Origin of the sequence: Pantoea sp. RG18 (assembly GCF_025910075.1) — a bacterium.
GTDB classification, from domain to species: Bacteria; Pseudomonadota; Gammaproteobacteria; order Enterobacterales; family Enterobacteriaceae; genus Pantoea; species Pantoea agglomerans.
The window spans coordinates 250,786-269,520 of record NZ_JAPCIL010000002.1 but is presented as its reverse complement, the minus strand read 5'-3'; the positions used below and the strand labels follow the sequence as shown (position 1 = coordinate 269,520).

The following is an 18,735-nucleotide window of genomic DNA, read 5'->3' as shown; positions in this document are numbered from 1 at the left end:
CCAGGAGGAGTGACCACCATGACTGAACTGAGCATCGCTAAACCGCATCATCCCGTTCCGCTCTGGATCCCGGGTCTGCTGCTGACCGCCGTGATTGCCGGGGCAGCCAGCTGGCTGGCGCAGCAGCCGATGATTGCCGCCCTGGGGCTGGGTTCACTGACTCTGGCGATTATGCTGGGCATCCTGGTCGGTAACAGCATCTATTCGCCGCTGGCGTCACGCTGCGACAACGGCGTGCTGCTGGCTAAGCAGAAACTGCTGCGGCTGGGGATCATCCTGTTTGGCTTTCGCATCACTTTACAACAAATTGCTGACGTCGGTTTCAGCGGCATCCTGATTGATGCGCTGACCCTGACCAGTACCTTCCTGATAACCTGCCTGCTGGGCATGCGGCTGCTGAAGCTGGATCGCGATACCGTCTGGCTGATTGGTGCGGGCAGCAGTATCTGCGGTGCTGCGGCTGTACTGGCGACCGAGCCGGTAGTGAAAGCCGCGCCGTCGAAAGTTGCGGTGGCTATCGCGACCGTGGTGCTGTTCGGCACGCTGGCGATCTTTATCTATCCACTGCTGTGGCCGCTGGCGCATGAGCTGTTCCCGGGACTGAGTGCGGCGCAGTTCGGGGTTTTTACCGGCTCAACCATCCATGAAGTGGCGCAGGTGGTGGCCGCCGGACACAGCATCAGCCCGGAAGCCGAGAACAGCGCGGTCATTGCCAAAATGCTGCGGGTAATGATGCTGGCTCCCTTTTTGCTCTGCCTGAGCGCCGTGATACGCGGCAAACGTCAAGGGAGCAACGCGCGCCAGGCTGTGACATTTCCCTGGTTCGCCCTGCTGTTTATCGGTGTTGCACTGTTTAACTCGCTGCAGCTGCTGCCTGCCATGGTGGTGGCGACGCTGAATCAGCTGGCGGGTCTGCTGCTGGCGATGGCGATGGCGGCGCTGGGATTGACCACCCGTTTCGGGGCATTGCGTGAGGCAGGCGTTAAACCGCTGCTGCTGGGTGCGCTGGTGTTTGTCTGGTTAATCGCGGGCGGCGGTGCAATCAATCTGCTGGTGCAACATTTCATGGGCTAGCGGCATCGGGTATCATGCCGTCTCATCCGTGCACAGCCCCAGGAGAAAGGCATGAAATATATTGGCGCACACGTGAGTGCGGCAGGTGGCGTGGATCAGGCAGTGATCCGCGCCCATGAAATAGAAGCCACCGCCTTCGCGCTCTTTACTAAAAATCAACGTCAGTGGAAGGCTGCCCCGCTCTCGACTGAGGTGATTGATGCTTTTCGCGCCGCCTGCGAGACGTACAAATTCGGTCCGCAGCAAATCCTGCCGCACGACAGTTTCCTGATAAACCTGGGTCATCCGGTTGAAGAGGCGCTGGAGAAATCCCGCGCGGCTTTTATTGATGAGCTGCGACGTGCCGACCAGCTCGGCCTGACTTTGCTGAACTTCCATCCTGGCAGCCATCTGCATCAGATTGATGAGGAGGCCTGTCTGAAGCGGATTGCGGAGTCGATCAACATCGCTCTCGACCAGAGCCAGAACGTCACCGCCGTCATTGAGAATACCGCCGGTCAGGGCAGTAATCTGGGTTTCCGCTTCGAGCATCTCGCCACCATTATTGAGCATGTTGAAGATAAATCGCGTGTCGGCGTCTGTATTGATACCTGCCATGCGTTTGCTGGTGGCTATGATCTGCGTACCGAAGCGGATTGCGAAGCGACCTTCGCCGAATTTGAGCGCATTGTCGGCTTTAACTATCTGCGCGGCATGCACCTTAACGATGCTAAAAGTGCCTTCGACAGTCGCGTCGACCGTCATCACAGCCTGGGTGAAGGCAATATCGGCAAAACAGCGTTTAGCTGGCTGATGAAAGATCCGCGGTTTGATGGCATCCCGTTGATTCTGGAAACCATTAATCCCGATATCTGGAAAGATGAGATTGCCTGGCTGAAAGCCGAACAGCAGGGATAGTAAAAGGGAGCCAGCTGGCTTAATGCTGGTCAGTTAAGATTAGATTTGTAAAGGCTGTCACGGTCAAACGTGGCAGCTTTTTTGTCAGTGCGAGCGAGCCGCAGTGCGGGCCGGTGGCGATCAGGAGCAGGCAATCCGCAGCGCTGAACGGAATGAGTCTGCCAGGAGAGCCCGCAGGACGCGGGCGAAAGGCGGGGCGGCACAGGATGTGCCATCCCCGGCGGTCCGTCAGGCAGGCGAATGAAGTGAAGGAACCGCGCAGCGGCGCGAGGACCGCCAGCCCCTGAGCGGCACCAGACTGCGTTATCACCTGTCGCTTAACTGGCTGGCATGCTCCCTTTTCGTTTAGAGAGAACGCTGGCTCAGGGAGCATACGCCTTCCGTAAAGACGCAAAAAAACGCCATCCCTGGCAGGCGCAGCGCGGGCGATTACGCACCTCATCCCTAAGGTGCGCCCGCAGCCGGGCCAACGCTTTGCGTTGTTCAAAAACGCTCCCGGCTTTTTGTCCATGGCCCGCGATGCTTTACTCCAGGCGTATGCTCCCGTCGCTTTGACTTCGGGAACCGTCTGTAAAAGCAAACAGGGAGCCATCCGGCTCCCTGTTATTTTCACTTCAGCAGATTATGCACTTCTGCAAATCAGGCTTTCACCAGCTGCTCTTCCGGACGTTTCAGTACCGCATAGCTCAGACCCGCAATCGCGGTGCCGATGATGATCGCCATCAGATAGCCGATAACCGGGGTAATCGCGCCAGGGATCAGCAGCACGAACAGTCCACCGTGCGGAGCCATCAGTTTTGCGCCAATCGCCATGGAGATCGCGCCGGTGGTTGCACCGCCAACGATACAGCAAGGCAGAACGCGCATCGGGTCACGGGCGGCAAACGGAATCGCGCCTTCAGAGATAAAGCAAAGACCCAGAACCAGTGCTGCTTTACCACCTTCCTGCTGACCTTTATTGAATTTACGACGGGCAACCAGCGTCGCCAGCCCCATCGCCAGCGGTGGCACCATACCGGCTGCCATAATGGCTGCCATTGGCGCATAGGTCTGCGAACTCAGTAACCCGACGCCAAACGCGTAAGCCACTTTGTTTACCGGACCGCCCATATCGGTACACATCATGCCGCCCAGAATGGCACCCAGCAGGACCGCATTCGCCGTTCCCATGTTGGCCAGCCAGTGCGTCAGGCCGTTCATGATGCCAGCAACCGGTTTACCCACTACGTAGATCATCAGCAGACCGGTGATCAGACTGGCGAACAGGGGAATAATCAGTATCGGTTTCAGCGCTTCCATACTCTGCGGCAGTTTAACTTTGCCGCTGATCAGCTTCGCCGCATAACCGGCAATAAAGCCCGCGATAATACCGCCTAAGAAACCTGCGTTGATGCTGGTGGCGATCATACCGCCAATCAGACCCGGCGTCAGACCCGGACGGTCAGCGATGGAGAAGGCGATAAAGCCCGCCAGCACCGGCACCATCAGGGCAAAGGCGCTGCCACCACCAATTTGCATCAGCGCCGCAGCCAGCGTGCCCTGCTCTTTAAACGCCGTGATACCAAAGGCAAACGACAGCGCGATGCTCAGACCACCTGCGACCACCATCGGCAGCATGTAAGAAACACCGGTCAGCAGGTGACGATAAGCCCCTGCTCCGCCTTTCTTCTCTTCTTCACTGCTATTGTTCTGTCCGCCAGCCGCCGCTTTATACGGCTTCGCTTCTGCTACCGCTTTATCCAGCTCCTGCGCGGTTTTCTTCAGCGCCAGACCGGTTGAGGTACGGTACATCGGCTTACCGGCAAATTTCGCCAGATCGACTTCGATATCAGCTGCGACGATCACCAGATCGGCGGCAGCGACTTCTTCCGGAGTGATCGCATTACCGGCACCCACTGAACCACGGGTTTCAACTTTCACCCACCAGCCGCGACGGGTCGCTTCAGCCTGAATGGCCTCGGCAGCCATAAAGGTGTGCGCCACGCCGGTCGGACAGGCGGTCACCGCGACGACGCGTTTCTGCGCGCCAGCCTGAGCCGGTGCAGCAGGTGCGCCTGCTGCAGGTGTTGCTACCGCAGCCGGAGCCTGCCAGGTTTTCGCTTCTGCTTTCGCGCGGTTCAGGAAGGTTTCTGGCTCACGTACTGCCAGCTGGATATCGCCCAGCCAGACCGCTTTGCCGTTCAGCGCCGCATCGTCCGGTACGTTTTTGCCCAGCACAATCGCCAGCTCAGCGTCGGCAGGATTATCAGTCAGGGTCAGGCCCGCCGCAGCGGCGGCAGCCGCCAGACGCTGTTGTGCCATATATGCGGAAGCCAGTCCCAGTGTAGGGTCTTTAATCAGCAGCGTTTTCATTATCGCTCTCCTGCTGTCAGTTAACGGGTTGTAAGTCGACGCGCGCCATCATTGCGGCCAACTGAGTACGATCGGAAACGCCAACATTGCTCTGGCTGACGGCCATCGCCGCCACGGCAGTCGCAAGACGCAGCGTGTGTTCGCTGGATTCGCGCATCAGCAGGCCATAAATCAGGCCGCCAACCATTGAGTCGCCTGCACCCACGGTGCTGACCACTTCGCACACCGGCGGTTTAGCGATCCATTCGCCAGAAGCGTTGACCCACAGAGCACCTTCTGCGCCCAGCGAAATCACCACATGGGCGATACCCTGCTCGCGCAGTTCGTGCGCAGCGCCAATCACATCCTGCAGGGTTGGCAGTTTGCGACCGGCCCAGATTTCCAGCTCACGTCGGTTAGGTTTAACCAGCCACGGTGCCGCCTTCAGTCCTGCCACCAGCGCCTCGCGGCTGCTGTCAAAGATGATGCATGGGCAGTGGGTGCGAAGTTCGGTCATCCAGCGGGTAAAGGCATCGTGGTCGACGCCCTCTGGCAGGCTACCGCTGACACAGACCATATCGAACTGGCCCAGCCAGGTCAGAGAATCGGTAGTAAAACGATCCCAGTCCTGCGCCGTCACCTGAAAACCGGAGAAATTCAGATCGGTGACGTCACCGGTCTGTTCAGTGAGTTTAACGTTGATACGGGTACGGCCAGGCACGACATGGAAACGGTTGGCTATGCCCAGCTCACTGAACAACTGCTGGAAACCGTCCTGATTCTCTTTCCCCATGAAGCCACCGACGGTGACATCGATACCTAGATCTTTAAGTACTTTGGCTACGTTGATGCCCTTGCCCGCAGCATGCAGCCCGGTGGTTTTCACCAGGTTAACTTCGCCACGTTCAATTTCAGGGGTATATCCCACCAGGTCATACGCCGGATTCAGCGTAATGGTGGCGACGCGTCTGCTCATGATGCCCCCTCACCCAGACCACTGGTGATCGCTTCTTCAATCGCGTTCAGTGCCTGCTGTGCATCTTCACCGCTGGCGGTGAAGCGCAGGCGATGACCTTTCTTCACGCCCAGCGCAACCACTTTCATCAGGCTGCGGCCATTAGCGGGTTTGCCGCTGCCGTCGAGATTGGTCACGGTGATGTCGCTGTTGAACTGCTTGATCACGCTGACCAGCGCCGTGCCTGGACGGGCGTGCAGGCCGTGTTCGTTGCGAATGGTAAATTCAGCCGTCAGCACGTCAGCCTGCTCATCGACTTCGCTGGTGAGCAGTGCGTAAACGCCTGCAGCATCCGCTTTCAACAGACGATCCGCTTTGCCCTGCTGCAGCAATGCGCTGAGGTAACCCAGCACTTCCAGCGGACGTTCATCGGTCGCCGAAACGCTGATTAACATCGCAGCCGATTCGCCCTGATGGTCGAAGGCATGTTCAGCGCGGCTGATAGCCACGCCGCTGCGCAGGTTGCCGAGGCTGCTGTCGCTGAGCCAGATGCCCTGACCCAGATTCAGCGGAGGCGTTGAAACCACGTCTGCGACGTAACTGGCATCCACCACACCAGCGGACTGCAGCCGACCGGCGTTCATCGCCTGTAAGGTGATCAGATCACTGGCAGCCACGTTGAGCGTGATTAATGAGGTGTCGAAGCTGAATTCAGCGGCTTGTTTCTCGCCCATCAGCAACGCACGAAGATCTTCAGCAGAGGCGGTTTTTAACTGTTCTGCAATGGTGTCATCGCTCAGCACATGGGTCAGCTGACGCAGCAGCGCCAGATGTTCATCCGACTTAGCGGCAATCCCGATGGCAACATAGGCTGTCTGATCGTCACCCCAGGCGATGCCCTGCGGAAACTGGAAAACCTGAACGCCGGTTTTCAGCACCAGATCGCGGGTATCGGTGGTGCCATGAGGGATTGCGATGCCGTTGCCAAGAAAGGTTGAGGTCTGCTGTTCGCGCGCCAGCATGCCGTTGACGTACCCTTCGGTCACATTGCCCGCCGCGGTTAACGCGGCAGCAACCTGACGAATGGCCTCTTCTTTATTCTGGGCGCTGGCTCCGGTATGGATGGCCTGCAATTCGAGCTGGAACATAATTCTCCTCGCTTGCTGAGATTGAATCGTTTCAGCTAGTGGGAAAGATTTTACGCCATGCTGAGGAAAACAGATGGCGCAGTCACCGCTGAAACGTTTCAGGGATTGTGGTACAGCCGCTTTCGCCAGGCAAGAAAATGCGCAAACGGCGTAGCAGATTTTTGACGTTACGCACATTTCGGGCAGGTTTAGGTGATTAGCGGGCGAACAGGCTGACGCTGCTGCTGTAAAGTGAGAATGGGTGGACCGAAAAACTTCAGCAGCGTCAGCGCCTCAGGGCGCGGTATCCGCTTCGGTTTACAGCAGATACGTTTGCAATTGGTGGATGCATTCTGCGCACGTCTTGATGCTGTTCTTTCATGGGATCGCGCAGCGGCAGATGCAACCACTGAAATCAAAGCGGCGCTGGCTGCTGCCGGAACGCCCATTGGTCCCAACGACACCGCGATTGCCGGGCATGCCATTGCGGCCAGGGCTATTCTGGTGACCAATAACACACGCGAGTTTGAACGGGTACCCGGATTGCAGCTGGAAGAGTGGGTCAGCTAACTGCTGACGCGGGATTAAATCTAAGCAGTGGGAGGGTTCTCAGGCACGTGTGCTGGCTTCAAGCTCAATCAGGTAGGTCATGGCTGAGGTACGGTCTGTAAGACACATATCAACTGAAGGTTGCAGACTTCCACATACTTTCGGCCTTAAAGCTGAACCGAAAATCATGCACAAATTTTCATCCGATAACTGAATGCATCGGACATTCGCGGGTTTACCCTGCGGCATTCCGGGGATGGGGCTGGAGATTGACGGCGCAATGCAGCAGGCTCCACAATCAATACGACACTGCATTAACACCTCTCACGCGACCTTCAGGATACAACAGACAGTAACAGAACCTCAGAGGGAGCGACACCACACCCTTCAGCTCTTAACTTCCTGCTTAAATCGTTCACTGTCACCCATGTCAGAAATCGGTGAAGAGATAGAGGGCGCTGTACCACAGGCACCGCCCTGGCTACGGCATTGCATGCTGTGCTCAGGCAGAGAAAGTCGCGGCGACAATAGCAGTCCGGGGCGGCAATTGCCATGAAAGCCGCGGCCTGAGACAAAATTTCACGCCGGTGATATTGCCAGTTTTCATCGGCGCGAGTAACGTTGCGCGCACTTCACTCTCAAGATAGCGAGAACAGCAATGCCAAAAGCCAATGAAATCAAAAAAGGGATGGCCGTCACGCACAACGGTAAACTGCTGCTGGTTAAAGATATTGATGTCCAGAGCCCCAGCGCACGCGGTGCCGCCACCCTGTATAAAATGCGCTTTACCGATGTCCGCACCGGCTTAAAAGTGGAAGAGCGCTTTAAAGGCGACGAGATTATTGATGCAATTTCGCTCAGCCGTCGCAGCGTGACCTTCTCTTATATAGATGGTGACGAATATATTTTTATGGATGATGAGGATTACACCCCCTACGCCTTTAAACAGGAGCAGATTGAAGAAGAGCTGCTGTTTATCCCTGAAGGCGGTATCCCTGGCATTCACGTGCTGACGATGGAAGGTCAGGTGCTGGCGCTGGAACTGCCACAAACCGTGGATATGGAGATTGTGGATACTTCACCAGGTATTAAAGGTGCTTCTGCCAGCGCCCGCACCAAACCCGCCGGTATGAGTACAGGCCTCTCGATTCAGGTACCGGAATACCTCAGCAACGGTGACCGCATCCGCATCCACATTGCTGAACGCCGCTATATGGGCCGTGCAGACTAAATCAGAAGCCTGCTGCCGATCGTGATAGTGTTATATTATTACATTATCACGTTATTCCCCGGCAGGAGTCACTCCCATGACACGCGTTAATCTGATTACCGGTTTTTTGGGCAGCGGCAAAACCACGCTGCTCTGCCATCTGCTGGCTGCCAGGCCGTCCGGGGAAAACTGGGCGGTGCTGGTTAATGAATTTGGTGAGATCGGGATCGACGGCGCCCTGCTGGCCGATCGCGGTGCCACGCTGAAAGAGATCCCCGGCGGCTGCCTGTGCTGTGTGAATGGCCTGCCGATGCAGGTCGGGCTGAATATGCTGCTGAAGAGCAAACCCGATCGGCTGCTGATCGAGCCAACCGGCCTGGGCCATCCTCGTCAGGTGCTGGAGATGTTGAGTGCGCCCGTCTATCAGTCGTGGCTGCAACTGAATGCCACACTGACGCTGCTGGATGCGCGTCAGCTGGCTGATCCTCGTATCGTTGCCAATGAAAACTTCCGCGATCAGCTGGCTGCCGCCGACCTTGTCATCGCTAATAAGCGCGACTGCTGGGATCAGGCGGATCGTCAGCGCCTGGCTGACTGGCAGCAGCAGATGCAGCCTGCGCGCCCTCTGATAGAGACAGAATTTGGTCAGATCCCCCTTTCCCTGCTGGATACACCCCGGCAGCCGCGCGAGCTTCCCGTGCCGCAGCACCATCATTCGTCGGGTCCCACCAGCGGTCTGGCGGCGTTGCGACTGAATGGCGAGGCGCGCTGGCGTCGGGCGCTGAACCACGGCCAGGGTTATAGCGCCTGCGGCTGGCTGTTTGATGGTGATACGCTGTTCGACAGCGGCACGCTGCTGGAATGGGTTCGGCAGGCGCCGGTAGATCGCGTTAAAGGAGTGATGCGCACGACAGAAGGCGCCCTGCGTATCAATCGCGAGGCAAATGAGCTGCAGAGTGAAATACTCCCCTCACCGCCATCCGATAGCCGTATTGAGCTCATTCATTCTCAACAGGCTGACTGGAATCGTCTACAATCGGCATTGTTGAAGTGCCGTTTACGCTGACAGAGGTATTGTCGGCGGTTATTTTTAATAATAATGAGTTTAACTATGCGCGTAACTCGCCTTATTACTATCCTGCTGCTTAATGCACTGGGCGTGGTGCTATTTCTGTCATGGTATCTGCCCCCGGAACATGGCTTCTGGTTCGGCGTCGATAAATCTATTTTCTTTGGCTTCAATAGCCAGATGGTGACCCATCCGCTGTTCGCGCTGATCGTCGCTATCACGAATTACCGTGGTTTTGATGCGGTGTCATTGCTGGCGATGGGTCTGCTTTACCTGTCGATCTGGCGGCGCGAAACGCCACAGGCGCAGCGCCGGATGCTGGCAATCGGCATCACCATGCTGCTGACCGCCGTCGTTCTCAATCAGCTGGGCCATTTATTGCCGGTTAAACACTCCAGTCCGACACTGTTCTTCGAGAACGTGCATCGCGTCAGTGAACTGACCGGTATTCCCGCAAAAGATGCTTCAAAAGATAGCTTCCCCGGCGACCACGGTATGATGCTGATCATTTTCGCCTGCTTTATCTGGCGTTATTTTGGTTTCAGCCGCTTTTTAATTGCCACGGCTATTGTGGTGATATTTTCACTGCCACGCATCATGGCCGGTGCGCACTGGTTTACCGATGTTGCTGTCGGTTCAATGTCGGTGGTATTAGTGGGTCTGAGCTGGTGGCTATTAACGCCAGCCAGTGACGTATTGGTTAACTGGTTTTATCGCAAATTGCCGGGTAAATATAAGCCCGTGACGTAAATGTTAAGCGCGGACGATTTAAACCCCTGGTTTAAACCGCCCGCGCTTATAAAAAACACCCCATCACTATTAGCCTGCTAATTAAATTCACGAAAAGAAAAGGTTATGACCCTGCTGGCAGGTTAAATAGTCGCCAATATCCTCTGTCAATAAAGAAAACTCTAAAAATAGCGGCTATGCCCCGAATTAGCCCCCCTTTAACTCCCTGTTCTCACCATCATTTGACCACAATTGTAGCTAAAGTAGTCAGTGTGTTACGGTTTGATTTCACATCAAAAAAACCTATATGAAATTGATTAAAAGCACTCGCCACGGCGTCTGTAATCAGTTAACCTCAGTCGCAGTGAGGCAAAAGCGGCAGAAAATTCGGATTTTTTACCGTTAAAATGTGTCCATTAACACATTTTAGTAATTAAGGATTTGTCTTAGTCTGTTTCGCTTATTAATCTCCCTGTTTTGTCATCTGGCTGGCGACAATCTTGTCGTAAGGAAATCGAAGGAAAACCCGAATAATGGTCAAGTCTCAACCAATACTGAGATATATCTTGCGGATCGTGCCCGCAGTGGCGCTGGCAACACTCCTCTCAGCTTGTAGCAGTACCCATAGCAGTCAAAACGCGAATAACGAGAATCATGAAGTTAACAACCACAATGGTTTTTTACTTCAGGCGTCTCAGGATGAGTTTGAAGAAATGGTGCGTAATGTCGACGTTAAGTCGCGCATCATGGAACAATACGCCGTCTGGAAAGGTGTGCGCTATCGCCTCGGTGGCGATACTAAACGCGGGATCGATTGTTCCGCCTTTGTACAACGCACCTTCCGCGATCAGTTTGGCTTAGAATTACCGCGTTCTACCTCTCAGCAGCAGGACACCGGTAAAGAGATTACCCGCAGTAAACTGCGTCCCGGCGATCTGGTGATGTTCCGTGCAGGCTCTACGGGCCGTCACGTTGGCATCTATCTTGGCAACGATAACTTCGTTCATGCCTCGACCAGCAGTGGCGTGATGATCTCCAGTCTGAATGATGATTACTGGAAAAAGCGCTACCGTGAAGGACGCCGTGTATTAAGTCGTAACCCGACCTGATAACCACTTTCGATCTTCTCTCAGCCAGAGAACATGAAACGCTGCTTATGCAGCGTTTTTTTTCGCCTTTAATCATTTTTACCAGCAGTTATATAAGATAAAAGCATTCTGACTCAGATTAATAGCAAGACATTTCCCGCCGTCTCGTTATATTCTCGGTCGCTTAAACCGAAGCCGTCGTGCGCAATAACATAATAATAATTTGATTAGGGGAAGCTCCTCATGCCACTGTCGGGGGCGCTACGGCGCCATGCCACCTATCCTCGCCGTATCGCATGGAGTAGTGCGATGGCTGGCGGCTTATTCTTTCTGTTATTTGCTGCACTCTCGCTTCACCAGACCTGGCAGAAGCGCGAACGACAGCATCAGCAACTGCTGGAGAACAGCCGCACGGCATTGCAGCAAACGCTCTCCAGCCTGATTAACAGTACTCTCAGTCCCCTGCTTCCGTTTACCCACACTGCCTGCAATACCATCAATCGTGAACTCACCTCACGCGCCGCCTTTGCCGGAAATCTTCGTGCCATCCTGCTGGTTAAAGAAGGTAATGCTTTTTGCTCCTCGGCCACCGGCAGTTTTAATCTGCCGCTCAATGTAATTGCGCCCCTGAGTGATATTTCGCGTGATATCGATCTGCAGCTGATGCCGGGCACGCCGTTGCAGCCCAATAAACCGGCGCTGGCGTTGTGGATCAAAAATCCCGGCAGCCTGCAGTCAGGCGTTTTCGCGACGCTGAATATTACCCTGGCACCCTATCAGCTGCTGGCGTCCGGGCATCCGGAAATCACCGGTATGGCACTGGTGGCACAACGCAGTGCCTTAACCAGCTGGCAATCCGTCGTCATGCAGAATAAAAACCTGCCGATGCCGCTGCACCGGCAGGCGCTGACAGGCTATCCGCTGCAGTTTGTGTTGTACGGTTCCACTCTGGCGTTCAGCGATTATCAGAATATCCTGCTGAGCGGCCTGCTACTGTCGCTGCTGGTTTCAGGCGCTTGCTGGCTGCTGTTGTCGGTTTATCAGCGCCCTGGTAAAGAGCTGATTCGGGGCATGAAGCGCGGTGAATTTCACGTCGAATATCAGCCGCTGGTCACCTCCCATGATGGTCAGCCGTATGGGATGGAAGCGTTACTGCGCTGGACCCACCCGACGAAAGGCCCGATTCCGCCCGATGTGTTTATTCACTATGCCGAGGCGCAGAACCTGATTATTCCCCTGACCCGACATCTGTTTCAGCTTGTTTCCCGTGATGCCCACCTGCTGTGTCATACCATTCCCCGTCATGCCTGCCTCAGCCTCAACATTTCACCCCTGCATCTGGCTGACAGCGGTTTCCGTCAGGATGTGCTGCGCTGGCTTGATACTATGCCTGCGAACCACTTTACTTACGTGTTTGAGATCACCGAGCGAGCCATGGTGCGCGACGAAAACGTTGGAGAACTGTTTGACTGGCTGCATCAGCAGCAGATCCATATCGCCATTGATGATTTCGGTACCGGTCACAGCGCGCTGATCTATCTGGAACGTTATGACTTTGATTATCTGAAAATCGATCGCGGTTTTGTTCAGAGTATCGGTACGGATAGCCTGACCTCGCCGGTGCTCGATACCGTGCTGCAGCTGGCTAAGAAGCTGAACCTGAAAAGTGTGGCCGAAGGGGTAGAAACCGGCGAGCAGGCTGCCTGGCTGATTAACCGCGGTGTCACCCATCTGCAGGGTTACATCTTTAGCCGTCCGCTGCGGCCGGAAACGCTGATAGACTATTTCCGGCGTCATAACGCCTGACACTACCTGGCCCGAATCGCGCCAGACATCTGACAGGAGAGTGCATGCTGTTTCGTTCCGGACTTCTGCTGCTGTGCAGCCTGCTCAGCGCCCCGCTGCTGGCGGCCTCTGTCCAGCAAAGCTACGCGTTCACCCAGGCCGGTGAAGCGAAATATCCGCCCGGCTTCAGCCATTACGACTACGCCGATCCCCGCGCACCCAAAGGCGGCAGCATCACCATGGCGGTGGTGGGCACTTACGACAACTTCAACCGCTACGCTTCTCGCGGTAATCCGGGCATTAACACCGGCACGCTTTATGATGGGCTTTACACCAGCTCAGACGATGAACCTGGCAGTTATTATCCGCTGATTGCCGAGTCAGCGCGCTACGCCAGCGATTTTACGTGGATTGAGATCCGCCTTAACACTCGCGCCCGTTTTCAGAATGGCACACCCATCACCGCCCGCGACGTGGCGTTCACCTATCAGAAATTCATGAGCGAGGGCGTGCCTCAATTTCGCGTCGCCTACCGTGGCGTGACCGTTAAAGCGCTGAACGATCTCACTGTACGCATCGAGGCACAGAAGCCGGATAAAGATCTGCTGCTTGGCTTACTGACGCTGCCGGTTATCGCAGAGTCGTTCTGGCGCGATAAGAAGTTTAATGAGCCGTTAAGCGAGCCACCCTTGTCGAGCGGACCCTATCGCATCACTCGCTGGAAGCTGGGACAGTTTATTGAGTTCAGCCGGGTAAAAGATTACTGGGCCGCTGATCTGCCGGTCAATCGCGGACGCTTTAATTTTGATCGAATGCGCTATGACTACTATCTGGATGACAATGTGGCATTTGAAGCCTTCAAGGCGGGTGCTTACGATCTGCGTGAAGAGACATCGGCAAAGAAATGGGCTACCCAGTATCGCGGCCGCAATTTTGACGATGGCAGCATCGTTAAAGAGACCACGCCTAACGATGCCGCTATCGATACCCGCTGGCTGGCATTCAACAATGAAAAACCGCTGTTCCAGGATCGCCGCGTGCGTCAGGCGCTGTCACTGATGTTCGATTTCGAGTGGATGAACAAGGCGCTCTATTACGGTGCCTGGCAGCGCGCCAGCAGCTATTTCCAGAACACGGCGTATGCGGCCAGCGGCGTGCCGGATGCACAGCAGCAGGCCCTGCTTGAACCCTGGCGCGCGCAACTGCCACCTGAGCTGTTCAGCCAGCCTTATCAGCCACACAAAACCGACGGCAGCGGCTATGACCGCGCCAGCCTGTTAAAAGCGTCTGACCTGCTGAAACAGGCGGGCTGGCAGATAAAAAATCGCCGTCTGGTCAATGATAAAACCGGTCAGCCGTTTACCATAGAACTCCTGCTGCGCGGTGGCACCAATACCGACTGGGCGTTACCGTTCCAGCACAATCTTTCCCGACTTGGCATTACGCTGAACCTGCGGCAGATCGATAACTCGCAGTATCTGCGGCGCTGGCGCGAAGGCGACTATGACATGATTGCCACGGTCTATGGTGCGATGCCGATCCCGACCTCCAGTCTGCAGATCCTGTGGCAGTCTGACTTTATCGCCTCGTCGTGGAATACCGCGCGGGTCAAAGAGCCTGTAGTCGATCATTTCGTGAAACAGATTGTGGCGCATCAGGGTGATCCCGCCGCGCTGCGGCCGCTGGCCCAGGCGCTGGACCGGGTGCTGCTGTGGAATGCGTATATGATCCCGATGTGGTACAACGCAGAGCAGCGGCTGGCGTACTGGGATAAGTTTTCTCACCCTGCCCGCAAGCCAGCCTACAGCGTCGGACTGGAAAACTGGTGGTACGACACAAACAAAGCCGGACGCCTGCCGGCCAGCAAACGCTAAGGAGATCACCGTTGGCCGCTTACTTTCTGCGCAGATTGCTGCTGATCATCCCGACGTTATGGGCGATCATCACGCTTAATTTTTTTATCGTGCAAATCGCGCCCGGCGGACCGGTCGATCAGGCGCTGGCTAACATTCAGTTTGGTCAGACAACCGGTCTGCCCGGCAGTGGCGCAGACAGCGCCGGTTCACGCGCCAGCGTCAGTCATCTCAATCCTGCCGATAATCAGTATCGTGGCGCACGCGGGCTGGATCCCGAAGTGATTGCTGAGATTAAACAGCGTTACGGTTTCGATAAACCTCTCTGGCAGCGTTACGGCGAGATGCTGTGGAATTACCTGCGTCTGGATTTTGGCGACAGCCTGTTTCGCAGTGCCTCGGTGATCGGGCTGATCAAAGAGAGCCTGCCGGTTTCGATCAGTCTGGGATTATGGAGCACACTGATTATCTACCTTGTGTCGATCCCGCTGGGGATCCGCAAAGCGGTGCGCAATGGCAGCGCTTTCGATGTCTGGAGCAGCGCTTTTATTATCATTGGCTACTCCATCCCGGCTTTTCTGTTCGGCATCATGTTAATCGTGCTATTTGCCGGTGGCAGCTATCTGGACTGGTTTCCGCTGCGCGGGCTCACCTCTGCGCAGCACGACACACTGCCCTGGTATGGCAAAGTGCTGGACTACTTCTGGCATATCGCCCTGCCGGTGCTGGCGACAGTGATCGGCGGCTTCGCCACGCTGACCATGCTGACGAAAAACGCGTTTCTGGATGAGATCCGCAAGCTCTATGTGGTGACTGCCCGCGCCAAAGGGGTGCCGGAGCGCCGTATTCTCTATCACCATGTGTTTCGCAATGCGATGCTGCTGGTGATCGCCAGCTTCCCCGCCACCTTCATCAGCATGTTCTTTACCAGCTCGGTGCTGATCGAGGTTATGTTCTCGCTCAACGGACTTGGACTACTCGGCTATGATGCGACTCTGCAACGCGACTATCCGGTGATGTTTGGCACGCTCTATATTTTTACGCTGATAGGTTTGCTGATGAATATTCTCAGTGATCTCACCTATACGCTGGTCGATCCGCGCATCGATTTCGGGAGCCGCTCATGACGCTCTCTCTGCTAAATCAACAGCGCTGGCAGCGCTTTCGTCATAACCGGCGCGGCTACTGGTCGCTGTGGATCTTTCTGATCATCTTTCTGCTGTCGATGGGTGCCGAACTGATTGCCAATGACAAGCCACTGCTGGTGCGTTACCAGCAGCGCTGGACAGTGCCGCTGCTGTTTGACTACAGCGAGACCGACTATGGCGGCGCACTGGCGACAACGGCGGATTATCAGGATCCCTGGCTGCGGCAGCGCATTGAGCAGAATGGCTGGGCAGTATGGGCACCGATTCGTTTCAGCGACAGCACCATCAACTTTGCCACCGAGGTGCCCTTCCCCTCTCCGCCCTCTGCGCAGAACTGGCTTGGCACGGATGCCAACGGCGGCGACGTGATGGCACGCCTGCTCTATGGCACGCGCATTTCTCTGCTGTTCGGACTGATGCTGACGCTCTTCTCCAGCGTCATCGGGATTGTGGTCGGCGCGGTGCAGGGCTATTTCGGCGGCAGGATTGACCTGATTGGGCAGCGGCTGATTGAAGTCTGGTCCGGCATGCCTGCGCTGTTTCTGCTGATTCTCCTCTCCAGCGTGATCCAGCCGGGTTTCTGGTGGCTGCTGCTGGTCACCGTGGCTTTCGGCTGGATGAGCCTGGTCAGCGTGGTCCGGGCCGAGTTTCTGCGTACCCGAAACTTTGATTACATCCGTGCGGCGCAGGCGCTGGGGGTCAGCGACGGCCGGATTATGCTGCGCCACATGCTGCCAAATGCCATGGTCGCCACCCTGACCTTTCTGCCGTTTATTCTGTGCGGATCGATTACCACGCTGACCTCACTCGACTTTCTCGGCTTTGGCCTGCCGCTGGGTTCGCCCTCGCTGGGCGAGTTACTGCTGCAGGGCAAAAATAACCTGCAGGCACCCTGGTTAGGCCTGGCGGGCTTTTTCACCCTGGCGATCCTGCTTTCGCTGCTGATTTTTATTGGCGAAGCGGTACGCGACGCTTTTGATCCGGGCAAAGGAGCCTGAATGAACACGCCATTGCTTGCCATCAATCATCTCTCGGTCGCCTTTCGTCAGGGCGAGACGCTTCGCCAGGTGGTGAATGACGTTTCACTGCGCATCGACGCGGGCGAAACGCTGGCGCTGGTGGGCGAGTCGGGTTCCGGCAAGAGCGTCACGGCACTCTCGGTGATGCGATTGCTGCATGAGGCTGCGGTGGTTTATACCAGCGGTGAGATTCTGTTTAACGGTGAAGATCTGCTGCGCGCGCGCGAGCAGCGCCTGCGCGGGATTCGCGGCAACCAGATCGCGATGATTTTTCAGGAGCCGATGGTATCGCTTAATCCGCTGCACACCGTGGAGAAGCAGCTGTATGAAGTGCTGTCGCTGCATCGCGGCCTGCGTCGTCCGGCGGCACGCGGTGAAATTCTCAGCGTGCTTGATCGGGTCGGGATACGGCAGCCCGCCACCCGGCTCAATGATTTCCCCCACCAGCTTTCGGGTGGAGAACGTCAGCGGGTGATGATCGCTATGGCATTGCTGACCGAGCCTCAGCTGCTGATTGCCGATGAGCCAACTACCGCGCTGGATGTGACGGTGCAGGCACAAATCCTGACGCTGCTTCGTGAACTGCAGCGAGAGCTGAATATGGGCATGCTGTTTATCACCCATAACCTGAATATCGTGCGTCAGCTGGCGGATAACGTTAGCGTGATGCGCAATGGTCACATCGTCGAACAGAACCGCTGCCAGGTCCTGCTGAATCAGCCGCAACACCCTTACAGCCAGCAGTTGCTGGCTGCCGAACCGGAAGGAAAAGCGCTGCCGCTGCCCGCAGACGCGCCGGTCAATCTTCGGGTCGATAATCTTCAGGTCAGCTTTCCGCTGCGGCGCGGGCTGTTCCGCCGGCAGAGTGGTGAGAAACAGGTGCTCTCCGGGCTGAGCTTCAGCCTGCGGCGCGGCGAAAGTCTGGGGCTGGTGGGCGAGTCCGGATCAGGTAAAAGCACTACCGGGCTGGCACTGCTGCGACTGATTGCCTCACGCGGCGAAGTCTGGTTTGACGGCCAGCCGCTGCATCAGCTGTCACGTCGTCAGTTATTGCCGCTGCGTCAGCGCATTCAGGTGGTGTTTCAGGATCCTAACTCTTCACTGAATCCGCGTATGACAGTGCAGCAGATCATTGCGGAAGGGCTTGCGGTACATCAGCCCGAACTTAGCCGTGCGCAACAGGAGCAGCGGGTCATCGAGGTAATGGCGGAGGTGGGGCTTGAAGCGGAAAGTCGCCATCGTTATCCGGCCGAATTTTCGGGCGGTCAGCGACAGCGTATTGCCATTGCGCGTGCACTGATTCTGGAACCGGAGTTGCTGGTGCTGGATGAACCGACCTCATCGCTGGATCGCACGGTGCAGAAGCAGATTCTGACGCTGTTGCGCCGCTTACAGCAGCAGCGGCAGCTCAGCTATCTGTTTATCAGTCACGATCTGGATGTGGTACGCGCCCTGTGTCACCAGCTTATTGTGCTGCGTCAGGGAGAAGTGGTGGAACAGGGAGAGTGTGAAAGGTTGTTTGCTTCACCCGCGGCCGGATATACCCGCGAGCTGCTGCAGTCGGCGCAACTCAACCTGCAATAAAGGTTTCGGCAATCGCTACGCCCTGATTTTTCAGGCAGCAGTTGGTGGCGCTTTCGTCACGACGCTGAATGAACAGGCAGGGCTGTCCTTCGCACTCGGCCACTTTACAATCGACCTGAATATCCGCCAGAACCTCTTTTAGCTGCTGAAGGATCTCCCACGCCGGAATGCCGTCATGGCTGATCAATCGCAGCGCAACGAAATCCTGCTCGTCCAGCGTGGTGTCATCGGATTCGATAGCACTGTGGTGATCGCTGGCCCAGCGAAAATGCTGTGGCAGACGATGCACAATCGAAAGTTGCAGCATAGTTTACTCT

16 protein-coding genes and 1 pseudogene are annotated in these 18,735 nt (G+C 56.2%); 12 read left to right on the top strand and 5 right to left on the bottom strand.

Translation table 11 applies throughout. The features are described 5' to 3' along the window. The first annotated feature begins 18 nt into the window (after positions 1-18). Together OK409_RS01700 and nfo are read left to right on the top strand one after the other, a co-directional pair. The gene (locus OK409_RS01700) at positions 19-1,074 is read left to right on the top strand and encodes a YeiH family protein (RefSeq protein WP_256844383.1); all 1,056 of its coding nucleotides are present in this window, start codon (positions 19-21) and stop codon (positions 1,072-1,074) included. A 51-nt stretch (positions 1,075-1,125) separates the two neighbouring features. Continuing rightward, entirely contained in the window at positions 1,126-1,971 is an 846-nt protein-coding gene (gene nfo, locus OK409_RS01695; RefSeq protein WP_010671008.1) for a deoxyribonuclease IV, read from the top strand. A 639-nt stretch (positions 1,972-2,610) separates the two neighbouring features. Here the strand turns inward: nfo and fruA are convergent. From fruA to fruB, 3 genes are read right to left on the bottom strand one after another with little or no spacing between them, the layout of a single operon-like run. Continuing rightward, positions 2,611-4,323 (bottom strand): PTS fructose transporter subunit IIBC, encoded by a 1,713-nt coding sequence (gene fruA / locus OK409_RS01690; protein ID WP_033767421.1) that lies wholly within the window; start codon positions 4,321-4,323, stop codon positions 2,611-2,613. Between the two features lie 16 nt (positions 4,324-4,339). After that, positions 4,340-5,278: a 1-phosphofructokinase gene (fruK, locus tag OK409_RS01685; protein ID WP_010248301.1), complete on the bottom strand. Its 939-nt coding sequence runs from the start codon at positions 5,276-5,278 to the stop codon at positions 4,340-4,342. Beyond that, a complete protein-coding gene (fruB, locus tag OK409_RS01680) occupies positions 5,275-6,405 on the bottom strand; it encodes a fused PTS fructose transporter subunit IIA/HPr protein (RefSeq protein WP_010248303.1) in 1,131 nt (376 codons plus the stop codon). Before fruB ends, fruK begins: the two co-directional genes overlap by 4 nt. A 312-nt stretch (positions 6,406-6,717) precedes the next feature. On the opposite strand from fruB, the pseudogene OK409_RS01675 reads away from it, so the two are divergent. Next, positions 6,718-6,954: pseudogene (locus OK409_RS01675) on the top strand (type II toxin-antitoxin system VapC family toxin); the annotation flags it as partial. A 39-nt stretch (positions 6,955-6,993) separates the two neighbouring features. On the opposite strand, the gene OK409_RS01670 reads toward OK409_RS01675, so the two are convergent. Beyond that, the gene (locus tag OK409_RS01670) at positions 6,994-7,248 is read right to left on the bottom strand and encodes a YkgJ family cysteine cluster protein (protein ID WP_010248308.1); all 255 of its coding nucleotides are present in this window, start codon (positions 7,246-7,248) and stop codon (positions 6,994-6,996) included. A 343-nt stretch (positions 7,249-7,591) separates the two neighbouring features. Between OK409_RS01670 and yeiP the strand changes: the two genes are divergently transcribed. The 9 genes from yeiP (at position 7,592) to yejF (ending at position 18,418) form a co-directional block, all read left to right on the top strand. Further along, on the top strand, positions 7,592-8,164 hold the full coding sequence (gene yeiP / locus OK409_RS01665) for an elongation factor P-like protein YeiP (RefSeq protein ID WP_163636661.1): 573 nt from the start codon (positions 7,592-7,594) through the stop codon (positions 8,162-8,164). Positions 8,165-8,240: 76 nt separating this feature from the next. Next, entirely contained in the window at positions 8,241-9,209 is a 969-nt protein-coding gene (locus tag OK409_RS01660) for a CobW family GTP-binding protein (protein WP_264366673.1), read from the top strand. A gap of 45 nt (positions 9,210-9,254) precedes the next feature. Further along, positions 9,255-9,962, top strand: coding sequence for a phosphatase PAP2 family protein (locus OK409_RS01655; protein WP_010671014.1), 708 nt, complete (start codon positions 9,255-9,257; stop codon positions 9,960-9,962). Between the two features lie 512 nt (positions 9,963-10,474). Next, positions 10,475-11,050: a bifunctional murein DD-endopeptidase/murein LD-carboxypeptidase gene (gene mepS, locus OK409_RS01650; RefSeq protein ID WP_010248316.1), complete on the top strand. Its 576-nt coding sequence runs from the start codon at positions 10,475-10,477 to the stop codon at positions 11,048-11,050. A gap of 222 nt (positions 11,051-11,272) precedes the next feature. Then, positions 11,273-12,835, top strand: a complete 1,563-nt coding sequence (locus OK409_RS01645; protein WP_245116339.1) for a cyclic di-GMP phosphodiesterase — start codon at positions 11,273-11,275, stop codon at positions 12,833-12,835. A 44-nt stretch (positions 12,836-12,879) separates the two neighbouring features. Then, a complete protein-coding gene (locus tag OK409_RS01640) occupies positions 12,880-14,688 on the top strand; it encodes an extracellular solute-binding protein (RefSeq protein ID WP_157352631.1) in 1,809 nt (602 codons plus the stop codon). A gap of 11 nt (positions 14,689-14,699) precedes the next feature. After that, on the top strand, positions 14,700-15,794 hold the full coding sequence (locus OK409_RS01635) for a microcin C ABC transporter permease YejB (protein WP_010248326.1): 1,095 nt from the start codon (positions 14,700-14,702) through the stop codon (positions 15,792-15,794). After that, positions 15,791-16,813: an ABC transporter permease gene (locus OK409_RS01630; RefSeq protein ID WP_264366672.1), complete on the top strand. Its 1,023-nt coding sequence runs from the start codon at positions 15,791-15,793 to the stop codon at positions 16,811-16,813. The genes OK409_RS01635 and OK409_RS01630 overlap by 4 nt, the downstream gene beginning before the upstream one ends. Further along, on the top strand, positions 16,814-18,418 hold the full coding sequence (gene yejF / locus OK409_RS01625) for a microcin C ABC transporter ATP-binding protein YejF (protein ID WP_264366671.1): 1,605 nt from the start codon (positions 16,814-16,816) through the stop codon (positions 18,416-18,418). Here yejF and OK409_RS01620 read toward each other — a convergent pair. Further along, the gene (locus OK409_RS01620; protein ID WP_010248336.1) at positions 18,405-18,725 is read right to left on the bottom strand and encodes a hypothetical protein; all 321 of its coding nucleotides are present in this window, start codon (positions 18,723-18,725) and stop codon (positions 18,405-18,407) included. The two genes, yejF and OK409_RS01620, sit on opposite strands and share 14 nt — an antisense overlap. Positions 18,726-18,735: the final 10 nt, after the last annotated feature.